Source organism: Bacillus sp. FSL L8-0193 (assembly GCF_037976065.1).
Classification (GTDB): domain Bacteria; phylum Bacillota; class Bacilli; order Bacillales; family Bacillaceae; genus Bacillus; species Bacillus paralicheniformis.
In genome coordinates this window covers 4,267,042-4,280,828 of record NZ_CP150261.1, presented here as the reverse complement: position 1 = coordinate 4,280,828, position 13,787 = coordinate 4,267,042, and the positions used below count along the sequence as shown (strand labels likewise).

Below are 13,787 nucleotides of genomic sequence, written 5' to 3'. Positions count from 1 at the left end.
ACTGGTTTTCCCCAGATACATATCGGATTAAATAATCTAATATTTTATAACAGCATTCGTACTCGATCTATAGTGATATACAATTATCTGTGAGGTTGCCTGTGGGAATAAGTAAGAGTTGCACTTCATTTCATCGTGTTAATTTTACTGTGATTCTCTAATGAGTTTAATTCTTTTATCCATTCATATTTACGGAGGAGTTCGATCCATTTTATTCAATAAAGAAACAGTTAAACACTAGGGGAAGGATTAATCAATTACTGATCAATCCTCTCTCTTGTTGTGTAGAAAGACTACACTCAAATCCACCCCTCCCCCTCAGCAACCTTCGCCGCCTCCGTCCGGTTCTTCGCACCAAGCTTATGCATAATCTCAGAAATATAGTTCCGGACGGTGCCTGCTGACAAAAATAACTCGGCGGCAATTTCTTTCGTCGTCATTCCTAAAGCCGCCAATCGCAGGATTTCCTGCTCGCGTTCGGATAGCGGGTTTACCTTGCGGATGGCATCAAAGGTGAGTTCCGGGCTGAAGATTCGCTTGCCTTCCGTGCATTTTCGGATGGCGTCTGCGAGGTCGTCGATTTCTCCGTCTTTGAGCAGGTAGCCGTGGACATTGCTTTTGACGGCGCGCTCGAAGTAGCCGGGGCGGGCAAATGTTGTTAATATGATAACCTTACTTTTTGAGCCTCGTTTCATCAGCTCTTCTGCCACTTCTAAGCCGCTTTTGACGGGCATTTCGATATCCATGAGGCAGACGTCCGGTTCTAGTTTGAGAATGGCGGTGAGCGCTTCTTCGCCGTTTGTCGCCTGGCCGATCACTTCCATGTCTTCTTCAAGATCAAGCAAGGCCCCCAGCGCGCTTAACAGCATTCTTTGGTCTTCGGCAATAAATAAACGAATCATTGGATTGTTTCCTTTCGTTCAGCTTTCTTTACAATCGGAACGGTGATGTTTAAAACTGTACCGTTATGGGTTGAAACGTCGAGAGCGCCGTCGATTAATGCAAGTCTTTCTTTCATTCCGCGCAAGCCGTTACCAAATGGTGTTTGCTGATCCATCCCCATTCCGTCGTCTTTGATGGTAATGCTTATTTTATCATCTGTTTGAGAGATGGAAATGGTGCAATGGGTGGCGCGGCTGTGTTTGACGATATTTGTGGCGGCTTCGCGTATACCCATGCTGACAATGTTTTGTGTGACAGGAGAGATATTTGAAAAATCGGAACCTCCCATGTATTCGAATGTGATGTCTGCAGCCCGCAGGATTTGCTGGATGTGGATGAGCTCTTCTGCGATCGTTGCCGTTTTCATATCAGACACGAGTTCCCGGACTTGTTTTAAAGCTGCTCTTGATGTGGTTTCCATTTCTCTTGCTTCTTTTCGCGCCCGTTCGGGGTCGCTGGCGATGGTACGCTGGACAAGCTGGCTTTTTAATGTCAGCAGTGAGAGAGTATGGCCAAGTGTATCATGCAGATCACGGGCAATTCGTACACGCTCCTCGCGTTTGACCAGTTCCTTAATTTGCTGATTTGCCTCATCAAGCTCTTGTTCCAGTTCCATGCGGCGGTTCATGGAGCGGATGCCGTATGGTGAAATGAGCATAATCACAAGAAAGGGCAGAAAATAAAAGAGCCGATTTAGCAGGGATGGATCTTTCAGCAGATGATAGATAAAAGGGGCGACCAATACAACAACCAGGCTGGCAAGCCCGCGCCGAAATATCTTTTTTTCCCTGTAATAGCCGATGAAGTTCGCTGAAAAAAAGCCTAAAAAGACTAAATTGATATCATAAAATACAGTGTAGATCAAAATGATCGAAAGCTGGATGGCCAGCCAATAAGTAAATAATTTTTTTTGCGGCGAAATAAAAAAAAGCTGGCGGTACGTCACTAAGAAAAGCAGCACGAGTCCAAAACCGATCAGCTGTTTGATCCCCGAGGTCTGATTCGTCAAATAAGAAATAGGCAGCAGTAAATAGATTAAAAAGATATAGGGAAAAAAGCCGTACCGTTTTGGAAACATGCTGAAGTTTTTTTTCATTCTTGTTCACACCGCTTCTTGTTTTCTTCTTATATATTTAGATAGTAGCATAACAACGATTGAATAGACTAATAGAAAGAGAATACTTTTCCAGTTTGGCATTTGACCTTGAGCGATTTCCCAGGCACCGCTGCCATAATGATAGGACGGCAACCAATAGCCGATATTCTGCATCATTTTTGGCATAATTTCAAGCGGCATCCACATCCCTCCGCATACAGCGAGCCCCATATACAACACATTGCTGATTCCGGCTGCTGTATCCACCTTTTTCATCATCCCGATCAATGTCCCAATCGCCAGGAAGGGGAGCGAGCCCAGCAGGGCCCACAATCCGCACAGGAACCATTCCAACGGGGATAAAGAAACGTCGTTAATCAAGGCGCCGGCTAAGAAGATGACTGTAATCGAAAGAATATGAATGACGCTTTGCCCCGCCATTTGAGCGATAAAATAAATATGGTCGGGAAGAGGCGTTACACGTATGAACGTCGACCATCCTTGGGTCCGTTCTTGAACCATGCGGATGCCAAGCGTCATGATCGAAGAGCCCATGATGCTGAATGTTGTCATTGACATTAAATAATGCGCATTCCAAGCCGCAGGGTCCGGAGCATTCGTATTGACGACATTTGTAAAAATATAATAAAAAGCAATCGGCATGGCCAATGACCAAAAGACAAAATATCGGTTTCGAAGCATTCTTTTGATTTCCATTCTGCATTGCATCTGAAATACATTCATTTTACATCGTCTCCTTTGCCTGTCAGCTGGCGAAACGCCTCTTCAAGGTTTCCGCGTTCAATTTGAATATCATAAGCGGCGATCTTTTCTGCGAAAATGAGTTCCAATATTTTGTCAGTATTGGCCGTGTCGATGTAAACCCGGTTGTTTTTACGAAAAATCTGTTTGATTTCCGGGTGCTGATACAGCTTTTCAAGCGACTGTTCGGGATCGACTATAAATGAAACTGAATGCTTCGATATTCTTGATTTTATTTGGAGCGGCGTCCCGTCAGCTACTATGCTGCCGTCTTTAAACAGCAAGATTCGTTGCGCGGCATCATCTGCTTCCTGTAAGTAGTGTGTAGAAAAAATGATTGTTTTTCCTTGCTCTGCGAGCGTTTGAACCGTTTGCCAAAAGCGGTTTCTTGAAGTGATATCCATTCCGACCGTGGGTTCGTCAAAGATCATCAGTTCTGGATCACCGGCAAGCGCCAAGGCAAAGCCGAGACGCCGCTTTTGCCCGCCTGACAACTTTTCCGCCTGTGTTTTTAAATCCTTGTCTGTCAAACCTGTCAACGCTCTAAGCTTTTGAAAGGATAGAGGCTTTGGGTAGTAGCTCCTAACGAGTTCGATGATTTCACCTGCACGCAAACCAGGCATGACGCTGACTTCCTGCAGCATCGTGCCGATTTTTTCACGCACCCGTTTTTCATGCGGCATGGAACCGAATAATGTGATATTGCCTGCCGTCGGTTTTAACAGCCCCAATATCATAGAAATCGTTGTTGTTTTCCCGGCGCCGTTTGGCCCTAGAATGGCTATAATTTCTCCTTTTTTAATTGAAAAATCTATCTGATTAACCGCCGTTTTTTGGCGGAATGTCTTTGTCACATTCGTCAAGCTCACAACATCGCTCATGGCTTACAGACCACCTCCTGATTTACTCATTCCATTGTATAAGCTGAGGGAGGCGGATTTTAGTAAGTGATGTCATGAAAATCGGGTGACAAATGTCATTTTTTAAAAAAATAACAGGGAGCTAGCGAACGGTGCTAAAAAGCAAATGAAGTGGGGAGATTACGGTAAGTAAACGAGCAGAGCGCCATCATCATCAACGCATCATGGAGATAGAGAGAGCGGTCTTCAATTGGGAAAGAAGCTCTCTCTACTTAAAAGGAGAGTCTCAACCATTATGATTAACCGGATACTTCCTCCCATTCTTCACAATCTTCTCTTCCACAATCTCTTTTACATCCAGTCCAAGATCGTTACATAACATGAATAAGTAGATTAAAACATCTGCGATTTCTTCACGGATGTTTTCTTTATTGGCTTTGAGTGCTTCTTCACTGCTGATCCATTGGAAGTCTTCGAGCAGCTCGGCTGCTTCGATGGAGATTGAGATGGCGAGGTCTTTTGGGTTATGGTATTGTCTCCAGTTTCGTTCATCTCTGAATTCGTTGATTGCGTTGATTAGGTTTTGGATATCACTCATGATGATTTTCCCCTTTCTAACTCGAGTAGTCTTTTTCTTAATTTAGGGTCTGTCGCATAAATATAGAGGCCGTGAATGCCCCGTTTCATCAGGACATTTATTGAATTTAAGATAATTTGTTCTTTAACTTGTTCATTCTGTTCTGGCGACAAATCTGTACGAGAAATGAATGCCCCTGTATCTTTGTATTTGGAAGTATTAATTACCAGTTCGTCGTTGTCTTCATCATAGCTTACGGAAGGGCCGAGAACGACGCCGACGTAATTTAAATCAAACCCTTGAACAGTATAAATGGAGCCGACTTCTTTAATTGAAGTCGGATTTTCGGCCCATGTCACTTTATCCTGGGTGCTGTTCCAGGGCATGTTAATCCCTTCTTCATCAACGATGTACGTCTTTTTATCTTTTTTATGTAAATAATCAAATGTCGAGACAATCCGAGAGAGCCCGTCTTTGTTGTTTTTACTTTCAATGGCTTTCTTAAACGCAGCAGCATCATCGAATATTTTTAGCTCGAAGGAGGAGTCTTCAGTCGGCAAAGAAAGAATTTTCTTTTCAACAAAGCTGTCAATCCACTTCATCGTTTCTGGATTGGCATTCATTCTCATTTGGTCTGTAAGTTTCACAGTTTTCGCATCATACTGATTGATGATTTCTTCGAGCAATCTATCGTTCCAATAACTTTTAATCTTTAAGACTTGTTTTGGATCAAAGATCACAACAGTGATTTTACTTCGCTTAATGATCTCATCCAGCTGGTTTTGGTAGCGGAAATTGTTATAGGAATCTTCCTTTGTCAGAAGCAGATGAGCTTCGTCTACTAATACGATATCCGCTGTTGCTCCCGTCTTTGTTTTCTCGTTAATAAAAGGTGTTGGCTTCATGAGACTCTTTTTCTTCAAATTCGGTAAGCTGTTGGCGATACTTTTATAAGTCTTCAGCATTTCGCTATGATTTACCAGCAAGTAATTATCTGTTTCTTCCAAAAAAGAGTCTTCGCTCTTCGCCAAATCTTGAATTGTATTAAACAGAGAGCTTAACAGGACACTTTTCCCTGTGCCGGCGTCTCCTTCAATAACAATGACATGATTTCCTTCTTTTTGTATACGTTCTTTACAGAAATTAAGGATCTTATTTTTAATATCAAGCTGCTGAGGGGAGAGCTCCTTATAAGGAGATAACTTATAAATGTCTTTATTCCTAAGGTTTTCAAGAGAATCGCTCACAATTTTCTCTTTTCTCAGCTTCTCCCAAATGACTTGAAAGATATTTTCATTATAAAAGGGTTTCTGATAGTAATTGTGCATTTCCCTAGACCTGGTCTGGCTCACATTTTGCAGCTGATAGCGGTTATCGGCGATAAAATAGTTAATTAAATTTGATTCAATATTGTATGTCGCAGACTGATGAAATTTCTCATGCCCGATTAATATAAAGCGATTCAATTTCTTTCGCTTTTCATCATCTATATGATTCTTCAAACGCCGTGCAGCTTGAACCGTTTGCCCAATATATGCAGTCGGTTTCTTTTTCTCATTATAAAGGATGTACACAATCGGATAGTTATTTATATGCATTGCTTTTACAACATTGACATGATCTGAAGTAAATTCTCTCTTTTCAAACACAAGTTCATTCATTGTTTCAGCCTCTGAATCTCTTTTTTTAAAATAATAGTACCATATTTATGGCAGCCTATTGATATAAGTATGCAAATATTTTCCGGAGAAAGAGTCAGAAAAAGCGGCGTGCGGTTGTCACGGACTCTATGATGACAAGGAAGCAGCTATAACAAAGCGTTTTTTTGTTGAAATAAAACTTAGTAGCCAAGCCTCGATAGAAGGTGGCTGTTAATCAGATCAGAACGGCATTGGATCAAAGAATTAAACATGACTGTGAGCTGCGGAAGAAGTGTTGCTAGAACAATTTATCATGATATGGAGAATCAGGTGGGGAGCGTATCATAAGTAAATGAGGTTTTTTTAGATTTTCACTCTAATAGATAAAAGAGGTCGTCTGAAAAGAGAAAACGCCTTCCTTTCATACCACCTCTGCAAAATGGACTACCAAAGGGTTTGATTTAATGGGTCCATTTTGAAATGAATTTTTGGAGACTCATTGGAACAGCCTCGTTTTTATGGATTTTACTTTTTCAATAGCAAATAAATAAAATAAGGTGCCCCGATTAATGAGACCATGATTCCAGCCGGTATAGTGGTTTCAATGATATTACGTCCGATTGTGTCGGCGAATAATAAGAACCAACCGCCAAGTAGAATAGCAACAGGGATAAATAGTTGATTTCTGGGTCCTACTAAAGTTTTGGCGATATGTGGGGCCATTAATCCGATAAAGGAAATACCTCCTGTGACAGAAACGGCAGCAGCCGCTAATGCGACAGCTGTTAAAAGTAAAACGATCCGCTCCCTTTCAATGGAAACCCCAACGCCAATGGTTACAGGCTCGCTTAATCCTAATAGATTTAGTCGATTTGCTTTGTACAAAGTAAACGGAATCAAGATGACTAACCAAGGCAGGAGCGCTCCAACGAATGGCCAATCTGTACCCCAAATATTCCCTGCCAGCCATTTGGCGATGAAATCAACTTTTGTCCGTTCAGTAGAAGAAATAATGACAATCATCGCTCCGGAAAGTGCAGTTGAGAATCCGACCCCGATGAGGACTAAGCCTATAGGCTGCATACCACTATTTTTGTTATAGGCTAACAGATAAATGAAGAAGCCCGTTATAATCGCTCCTATAAAGCCAACAATTGGAATCATATAAACAAATGATCCAGCTTCAGTCGGGAAAAATAAAAAGAAAACGGCAATGGCAACCCCAGCACCGGAATTAATCCCAATAATGCCTGGATCAGCTAAATCATTTTTTGTGATTCCTTGCAAAATAGCACCTGATATAGCAAGTGCCATCCCAGCTAATAAAGTAATCAATATTCGAGGCAATCGAATAGAATAAAATATAAATTCCTCTTTAAAGGTTCCTTGACCTAATAGAGTGTGGATGAGTCTGTCAAAAGATAAACTAGCAGACCCTATTCCCATCCCAATAATAGCTGTAGCTATGATGAGTATGAGAGAAATCGATAAAATCATTCGCTGTTTTTTAATTAATGTTGAATGTATCATGAGAGTGTTTTTCCTCCCTTTCGGACAATGATCAGGAAGAACGGTAAACCAAGCATAGCGACAATGGCTATAACAGGTGTTTCATATGGTGCATTTAAGGTACGGCCAAGTGTATCAGCAAATAGCATAAAAGTAGCTCCGCAAGTTGCAGACATTGGTAAAATAAAACGATAATCGGTTCCAACAATTGCCCGAACAATATGAGGAATCATAAGACCGATAAAGGTCATATTGCCAACCAGAGCAACAGATGCTCCCGCGAGAATGATAATGATAATAAATAGAAGGATTTTAATTCTGATGATATTTTGACCTAAGCCAACGGCAACTTCTTCATTTAAGCTGAGAATGGTAAGTTGTCTCGAGAGGAAAAAGGAAACAACAATTCCAATGATAATAAAAGGTACGATGATTCGCAGTTGATTCCAAGTTGTTCCAACCATCCCTCCTGCTGTCCACATCGAGATATCTTTAGAAATTTTAAAATAAAGGCCAATCCCTTCAGCAATGGCGTATAAAAAGGCGGAAACAGCAGAACCCGCTAATACAATACGGAAAGGAGAGAATCCGCCTTTTTTCATCGAACCGATTCCAAAAACCAACAAGGCACCGAGTGCGGCTCCAATAAAACAGGCAACCATCGTCAAAAAGTAATTGGCTGATGGAATGAAAGCGATCGTAACAGCCAATGCTGCATAAGCCCCGGCAGATAATCCGAGTAAACCTGGATCAGCAAGTGGGTTTCTTGTTATACCTTGCATGATTGCACCAGAGACAGCAAGAGCTGCGCCAACAAAAATCGCAGCTATTTCACGAGGTAACCGAATATCACGGATAATCGAAATATGATCGCCGGTTGCAGAAGACGAAAGAGCCAACCATACATCTTCAACTGAAACGTCTGCAGCTCCAAATACCATTGCCATAAAAAACATACCAATAAACACTAGAATTCCTAAGATGAGTTTGAAGGCAAATGAGGTAAAAGATTGAGTTTTTCTTATCATAAAGCTCATCATTTTCCTTTCTTAGAATGGGAAAGGGGCTGCCCTTTGGCCAACCCCTTTCAATAGACCTCTGCTTTTCTAGTCTTAGTTTCCTAGAAACGCTTTTTTAAAGAATGCTAGTTGCTTTTCAAGTGTGATTGGGTCAGTGAATGATGCGCCTTCACCTTGCATTTCAATGACATGTCCATTTTTGACAGCTGGAATGTTCTTGTATGTGTCTGTTTCTTGGAAAGATGTATTCGCATCAGAGTACTTACTTAAAATGACATAATCTCCCGCATATTTTGGAAGCACTTCAGCTGATAACGTATAATACCCTGCTTTTAATGCGTCTTTCTTTACTTTTTCAGGCATATTTAGTTTCATCGTTTGATATAAGATTTCTGTACCGCGCGCCCAGTTATTACCGTAAACATAAAGATCTTTCCCATATGCTTCAATAACAGATACAGTTGAATCCTTGCCGATTTTTGTGCGAATATCTTCACCGATTTCTTCTGCCCGCTGCTTAAAGTCGTCAACCCATGCTCGGGCTTCTTTTTCTTTGTTTAGTAGCTTGCCAATTTCCACGTGTTGAGTTAAATAATCTACTTTCCCCCATGTATAAGTAACAGTAGGTGCTATCTCATTTAATTTGTCTAAATTTTTAACCGTTGATAACGCGATGATTAAATCTGGCTCTAATTCAATAATTTTTTCTAGGTCATCTTCTGAAACTTCTTGAACATCTTTTAACTTTTCTTTAAAGGTTGGATTGTTTTTAGACCAAGTGTCTACACCGACAACGTTGACTCCTAAATCTAACACATTTCCGGTGTACCCTGAAAGCATAACAACTCTTTGCGGATCGGCTGGAACTTCGATTGGTCCTGTTTCCGCTTGGTATGTAATCGTTTTAGATTCTTTTTTTGCTGAGCCGCTATCCTTTGTTGCTGACTCTTCATTGCCGCATGCACTAATCATAAGCGTCAGCAGTAGCATAAACGGGATTAATAGTTTCTTCATGCTCATTTTCACCTCTTAATAAATTGTAAGTAACACACTTCGGTTTATTTGTTCTCGGGCCAATTTGAAAGACTTCCCGCAGTACTCGCCTCTTCACAAGCCCAGCTTCACGACTTCGCCGTCTTTAATGCAATGATATAATCCGAAAAAAACGAGCAGCTCGATGTAAATCATGTCCGTCTCCCGTACAAGCGCCATAGCAATTCCATTGGCGCTGACCTCAGGATATGGTTGTTCCTTTTTATCTGGAATCGTTACACAGAGATTTTTTACAATTAAACGTCCTCCAGAGCCAGTATTTAATTCTTCAGTAAATAGCTGTATGAACCGCAGAATGAAAATAAATAAACGATAATGATTATCAATATCAACAATAAATATATATTTCATTTTTCAATATGTCAATGTAAAAATTGTGTCCTTATCATAGTACCCTCATGAAAGTGAAAACTTTTAGAAAGAAAAAATTAATTATGATGAAAACAAGTTTAATAACTTATCATTGATAATCAATTACGAATGATGTTTGGGAGTGAACGGTGATGAATCAACAGGATGATATTCAACCTTTTATAGCGGGTTAAGAGAGATGAAGCTAATTGAATATTGGCCGAAACTTGGCGGGGAAATCCTTGTTTATTTGTAGAAAATAATTTGGGATGTTAATGGATTGACCGTTGATCCAACAGTGGGGTATTGAATGAAAAAATAGAATTGATACTCATTTTTTCTAAGTGCGACGTCAGGTCAAAATCATTATACAAGGAGGGCTTTTGAAAGGAAAGTCGGTCGTCTGTATTTCGACTATGAAAGGCCCTGAGAAGTACCCTTTGTTTCTGTTGAATAACAGTCACAAAGTGTTGATGAAAAGAGCGGTGTTTCACTTTATAGGAATCAAGAAAATGCGGTTAGACATATACCCGGCGCTGGCGAGATTGTTGTTCAGTTGATAAGGATCGTGACAACGTCATCTTCACGGTTCGAGATACTTGGCAGGGACTCTCCCCGGAGGAGCTTCGCCGTGTATTTGAGCCCTTGTATCGCGGGGAAGCATCAAGAAGCCGGTCGACCGGAGGAGCCGGAGTGGGGTTGACGATTTCACAAAGGATCATGAGACGGCACGGAGGCGATCTGACGGCGGGAAATGATCCTGAAGGAGGCGCGCTGCTGGAAGGATGGCTTCCCTTGGAAAGAGAAAAGCTATGCTGAAAACTCAGCAATAGCTTTTTTGATAGATTAGTTGCGAATCAGGTAATCAAACGCCCCTAATGCGGTATTTGCCCCCGATCCCATCGAAATAATGATTTGGTTGTACGGGCCGTCTGTGCAGTCGCCGGCCGCGAATAAGCCGGGGGTGCTTGTTTGGCCGCCTTTATCGACTGCGATTTCGCCGATGCGGTTGCACTCGACTGATCCGTCTAACCACTCTGTGTTTGGCACGAGACCGATTTTGACGAAGACAGCTTGGAGTTCAACGTGTTGTTCTTCGCCTGTTTCACGATCCATGTAAGTGATGCCGTTTACGTTTAGGTCACCTGTAATTTCTTTCGTTTGTACATGTTTCACTACAGTCGCGTTTGACAGGCTGTAGAGGCGTTTTTGCAGGACTTCCTCTGCTTTCAGCTCCGGTGCGAACTCAAGAACAGTGACATGGTTGACGATGCCTGCGAGATCAATTGCCGCTTACTTATCTATGAACGAGCAGAAAACCAGACCTTGTTAGCAATTTGCTGTACGAAGTGGAAAACCGTAAAAAAGAGCCCAGAGAATGATCCCTGAACTCCACATTTCCTCACTTCATATACCGATACTCCCGCAATCTCTCCAAAATAGCTACTTCCTTCAAGAGTTCCTCACCAACATTCGTTTCCTTTACTTTCTTCCGCTCAAGCTCTTTATCCACTAATCGCTTCACCGTTAAGACATCAGTTCCGGTGCTCAGCACTTCCGCCTTGGAATTAAAGTGTTTATGGGCGACGAGCTGCATGCCGTAGGAGTTGTATAACAGCGTGTAGCCGGCGATACCTGTTGTCGATTGGTAGGCTTTGGAGAAGCCGCCGTCGATGACGATCATTTTTCCGTTTGCTTTGATCGGATCTTCTCCTTCGATTTCTTTTACCGGTGTATGGCCGTTGATGATATGGCCATGATCCGGGTTGAGGCCGAATTCTTTCAGGATGTTTCGGCAGGTTGCCTCGTCTTCACGCAAATAGTAATACGGGTTTTTCTTCTCTTTATGTGTTTCCTTCTCTTTAATGAAATACCGCTCAAAGGTCGTCATAGCGCGTTTTCCAAAAAGGGAGGAGTGCTCGCCTGTCCATAAATACCAGACCATATCTGTCGCCAGATCATCGGTTTCTTCCGGGTGGGCAAACGCTTCCCGCAAGAATCGTTCAAATACATCAAGCAGCTCACGGCCCGCATACGGTTTATCCTCAATCATCATCGTTTCCATATTGCCGTTTTCATCAACTGGAATACAGCCGTGAATCAACAGGTTGCCGTTATATTTTAAATAAAGGCTGCCTTTTTTCATCATAAAATTCATATGGCGGCCCAGCTTTTCGGAATGCTGGACAGAGAATAGCAGCTTGTCTATGACTTCTGCTTCTTCTTCTAATAGCTGATCTGGCTGCTCCGGATTCACTGTCGCAAAGCAGGTGTTTTCCAGCTGATATGTTTTTCCGTGCAGCGTGATTTCGTTTTTGTCGTAATCTATTTTCTCTAATAACAGCCGCTCTTCCATATTAAAGTTCGGCCGTCTCTTGATAATCGGGCTTTCAAGCTTGAATTGGATCATCGCAATCGCTTGATGAATTTTTGTGATTTGCTTAATCTCATCTTCCGGTCTGTTTTCGTCTGCTTTCGGACGGAAAGATGGGTTATCATCGTAATATTTTTCGGCAAGGTTCAAGAGCGGTCTCAGATTGATGCCGTACACGTCTTCAATAATATCCAAGTTGTCATAGCGGGCACAGATGCGGATAATATTTGCCAGGCATACTTTAGAGCCTGAATAAGCGCCTATCCAAAGGACATCGTGATTTCCCCACTGAATATCGACTGAATGATAGTTGATTAGTTCTTCCATAATCTGATCCGGCTGCGGTCCGCGGTCGTAAATATCGCCGACAACATGCAGATGGTCCACAACCAATCGCTGCGTGCTATATGCAAGACCGGTGATCAGCTTATCAGCTTGGCCAAGCGCAATGATCTGATCTACGATTTTGGAGTAATACTGTTCTTTGTTGGCAGCTTCTTCTGTTTTATACAGCAGCTCCTCCGTAATATAAGCAAACTGAGAGGGCAGTGCTTTGCGTAATTTGGAGCGGGTATACTTGGAAGAGCAATAAGATACAAGCTTAATCATTCGATTAATCGTTTCTTTATACCAATCGTTTAACGATGCTTTCGTATCGTAATTATGTTTTATTAACTTCAGTTTGTCTTCCGGATAATACACTAATGCTGCTAATTCATCAATTTCTCTATCATAAATGACACCGCTGAAAATATCGCGTATCTTCTCTTTTACTCTTCCTGAACCATTCCGCAGCACGTGCTGGAATGCCTGGTATTCCCCGTGCAAATCACTGACAAAATGCTCGGTGCCTTTCGGCAGGTTCAGTATCGCTTTCAAATTAATGATTTCCGTTACCACTTTTGCTTCACAATCGTATTTTTGTGCGAGTAAATCTAAATATTTGGTTTCCAAAATCGTCCATCCCCTTTTTAGAATAGGAGTTCCCCCTATGTACGAGCATTTGCATGATAAGGTGATTTTAAAAGTATGACATTATTTTTAAATAATTGACCTTTATATGATAGTACCGCATAACTCCTTTTTGAGACAATCAAAACGAGGGAAAGAGGCGCTGAGAGAGCGGAGAGAAAGCTTCTTTAACATTAATCGGACACCGCATTTCAGAGTAACCCGGCTTTGGCTTGGTCACTTTCATGGAATTGATTTCTTTCTATCCCAGCATTGTCTCGTTTTCAGAAATGAGAGGAATATATTATCGCTAGTATAGGTGAGTTTAAGAATACTAGCGTTAACTATAAATAGAACCATTGACAAATCACTCAACCTCTATTAAAATTAAAAGTTATCCGATAGTAATCATCTCTATCGAAAAACTCAATACATGCAAGCTATGATTGCTGTGGGTCGAACTACAGCAGGAGCAGCTTCTGGAGAGACCGCGGAATTCTGCGGCGCCGAAGGGTTCACAATCTCAGGCAAAAGGACAGAAGAGTACCGAATATGTATTTGTCGTGCTGATGATTGTCAGCGGCACAAATATATTTTGATATTCTTATGACCGCGAGATTGGAGGACATCCAATCTCTTTTTTTATGGGCTTT

General features: G+C 41.7%; 11 protein-coding genes, 3 pseudogenes and 1 riboswitch. Of the genes and pseudogenes, 2 read left to right on the top strand and 12 right to left on the bottom strand.

The features are described 5' to 3' along the window. Positions 1-299: 299 nt before the first annotated feature. The 10 genes from MHH76_RS21395 to MHH76_RS21350 all read right to left on the bottom strand — a co-directional run bounded on the left by MHH76_RS21395 (position 300) and on the right by MHH76_RS21350 (position 9,809). On the bottom strand, positions 300-902 hold the full coding sequence (locus tag MHH76_RS21395; protein WP_043054524.1) for a response regulator transcription factor: 603 nt from the start codon (positions 900-902) through the stop codon (positions 300-302). Next, positions 899-2,038, bottom strand: a complete 1,140-nt coding sequence (locus tag MHH76_RS21390) for a sensor histidine kinase (RefSeq protein WP_035338104.1) — start codon at positions 2,036-2,038, stop codon at positions 899-901. Before MHH76_RS21390 ends, MHH76_RS21395 begins: the two co-directional genes overlap by 4 nt. Positions 2,039-2,044: 6 nt before the next feature. Next, a complete protein-coding gene (locus MHH76_RS21385) occupies positions 2,045-2,782 on the bottom strand; it encodes an ABC transporter permease (protein WP_026580403.1) in 738 nt (245 codons plus the stop codon). Further along, positions 2,779-3,681: an ABC transporter ATP-binding protein gene (locus MHH76_RS21380; RefSeq protein ID WP_020453605.1), complete on the bottom strand. Its 903-nt coding sequence runs from the start codon at positions 3,679-3,681 to the stop codon at positions 2,779-2,781. Before MHH76_RS21380 ends, MHH76_RS21385 begins: the two co-directional genes overlap by 4 nt. A 265-nt stretch (positions 3,682-3,946) precedes the next feature. Continuing rightward, a complete protein-coding gene (locus MHH76_RS21375; RefSeq protein WP_020453604.1) occupies positions 3,947-4,258 on the bottom strand; it encodes a nucleotide pyrophosphohydrolase in 312 nt (103 codons plus the stop codon). Beyond that, complete coding sequence (locus MHH76_RS21370) at positions 4,255-5,898, bottom strand: DUF2075 domain-containing protein (RefSeq protein ID WP_043054523.1); 1,644 nt, start codon at positions 5,896-5,898, stop codon at positions 4,255-4,257. Before MHH76_RS21370 ends, MHH76_RS21375 begins: the two co-directional genes overlap by 4 nt. 504 nt (positions 5,899-6,402) lie before the next feature. Next, positions 6,403-7,407, bottom strand: a complete 1,005-nt coding sequence (locus tag MHH76_RS21365; RefSeq protein ID WP_025810508.1) for an iron ABC transporter permease — start codon at positions 7,405-7,407, stop codon at positions 6,403-6,405. Beyond that, positions 7,404-8,414 (bottom strand): iron ABC transporter permease, encoded by a 1,011-nt coding sequence (locus MHH76_RS21360; protein WP_025810509.1) that lies wholly within the window; start codon positions 8,412-8,414, stop codon positions 7,404-7,406. Before MHH76_RS21360 ends, MHH76_RS21365 begins: the two co-directional genes overlap by 4 nt. Before the next feature lie 84 nt (positions 8,415-8,498). After that, positions 8,499-9,419: an iron-hydroxamate ABC transporter substrate-binding protein gene (locus MHH76_RS21355; RefSeq protein ID WP_041817479.1), complete on the bottom strand. Its 921-nt coding sequence runs from the start codon at positions 9,417-9,419 to the stop codon at positions 8,499-8,501. Between the two features lie 93 nt (positions 9,420-9,512). Beyond that, entirely contained in the window at positions 9,513-9,809 is a 297-nt protein-coding gene (locus MHH76_RS21350) for a hypothetical protein (RefSeq protein ID WP_026580399.1), read from the bottom strand. A gap of 377 nt (positions 9,810-10,186) precedes the next feature. Here MHH76_RS21350 and MHH76_RS21345 point away from each other — a divergent pair. Beyond that, positions 10,187-10,327, top strand: a pseudogene (locus MHH76_RS21345) (flavodoxin family protein); the annotation flags it as partial. Then, positions 10,318-10,628 (top strand): annotated as a pseudogene (locus tag MHH76_RS21340) (ATP-binding protein); the annotation flags it as partial. The pseudogenes MHH76_RS21345 and MHH76_RS21340, both read left to right, overlap by 10 nt. Before the next feature lie 27 nt (positions 10,629-10,655). On the opposite strand, the pseudogene MHH76_RS21335 reads toward MHH76_RS21340, so the two are convergent. Then, positions 10,656-11,102: pseudogene (locus MHH76_RS21335) on the bottom strand (FAD-dependent oxidoreductase); the annotation flags it as partial. A gap of 109 nt (positions 11,103-11,211) precedes the next feature. After that, complete coding sequence (fbp, locus tag MHH76_RS21330; RefSeq protein ID WP_023856838.1) at positions 11,212-13,137, bottom strand: fructose-1,6-bisphosphatase; 1,926 nt, start codon at positions 13,135-13,137, stop codon at positions 11,212-11,214. A gap of 466 nt (positions 13,138-13,603) precedes the next feature. Continuing rightward, a riboswitch (glycine riboswitch) is annotated at positions 13,604-13,683 on the top strand. Positions 13,684-13,787 lie beyond the last annotated feature (104 nt).

Excerpts from the sequence above, each read along its gene's own strand:
- MHH76_RS21370 (WP_043054523.1), bottom strand. The coding sequence starts at position 5,898 with ATGAATGAACTTGTGTTTGAAAAGAGAGAATTTACTTCAGATCATGTC.
- MHH76_RS21395 (WP_043054524.1), bottom strand. The coding sequence starts at position 902 with ATGATTCGTTTATTTATTGCCGAAGACCAAAGAATGCTGTTAAGCGCG.
- MHH76_RS21385 (WP_026580403.1), bottom strand. The coding sequence starts at position 2,782 with ATGAATGTATTTCAGATGCAATGCAGAATGGAAATCAAAAGAATGCTT.
- MHH76_RS21380 (WP_020453605.1), bottom strand. The coding sequence starts at position 3,681 with ATGAGCGATGTTGTGAGCTTGACGAATGTGACAAAGACATTCCGCCAA.
- MHH76_RS21350 (WP_026580399.1), bottom strand. The coding sequence starts at position 9,809 with ATGAAATATATATTTATTGTTGATATTGATAATCATTATCGTTTATTT.
- MHH76_RS21390 (WP_035338104.1), bottom strand. The coding sequence starts at position 2,038 with ATGAAAAAAAACTTCAGCATGTTTCCAAAACGGTACGGCTTTTTTCCC.
- MHH76_RS21355 (WP_041817479.1), bottom strand. The coding sequence starts at position 9,419 with ATGAAGAAACTATTAATCCCGTTTATGCTACTGCTGACGCTTATGATT.
- MHH76_RS21365 (WP_025810508.1), bottom strand. The coding sequence starts at position 7,407 with ATGATACATTCAACATTAATTAAAAAACAGCGAATGATTTTATCGATT.
- MHH76_RS21360 (WP_025810509.1), bottom strand. The coding sequence starts at position 8,414 with ATGATAAGAAAAACTCAATCTTTTACCTCATTTGCCTTCAAACTCATC.
- MHH76_RS21375 (WP_020453604.1), bottom strand. The coding sequence starts at position 4,258 with ATGAGTGATATCCAAAACCTAATCAACGCAATCAACGAATTCAGAGAT.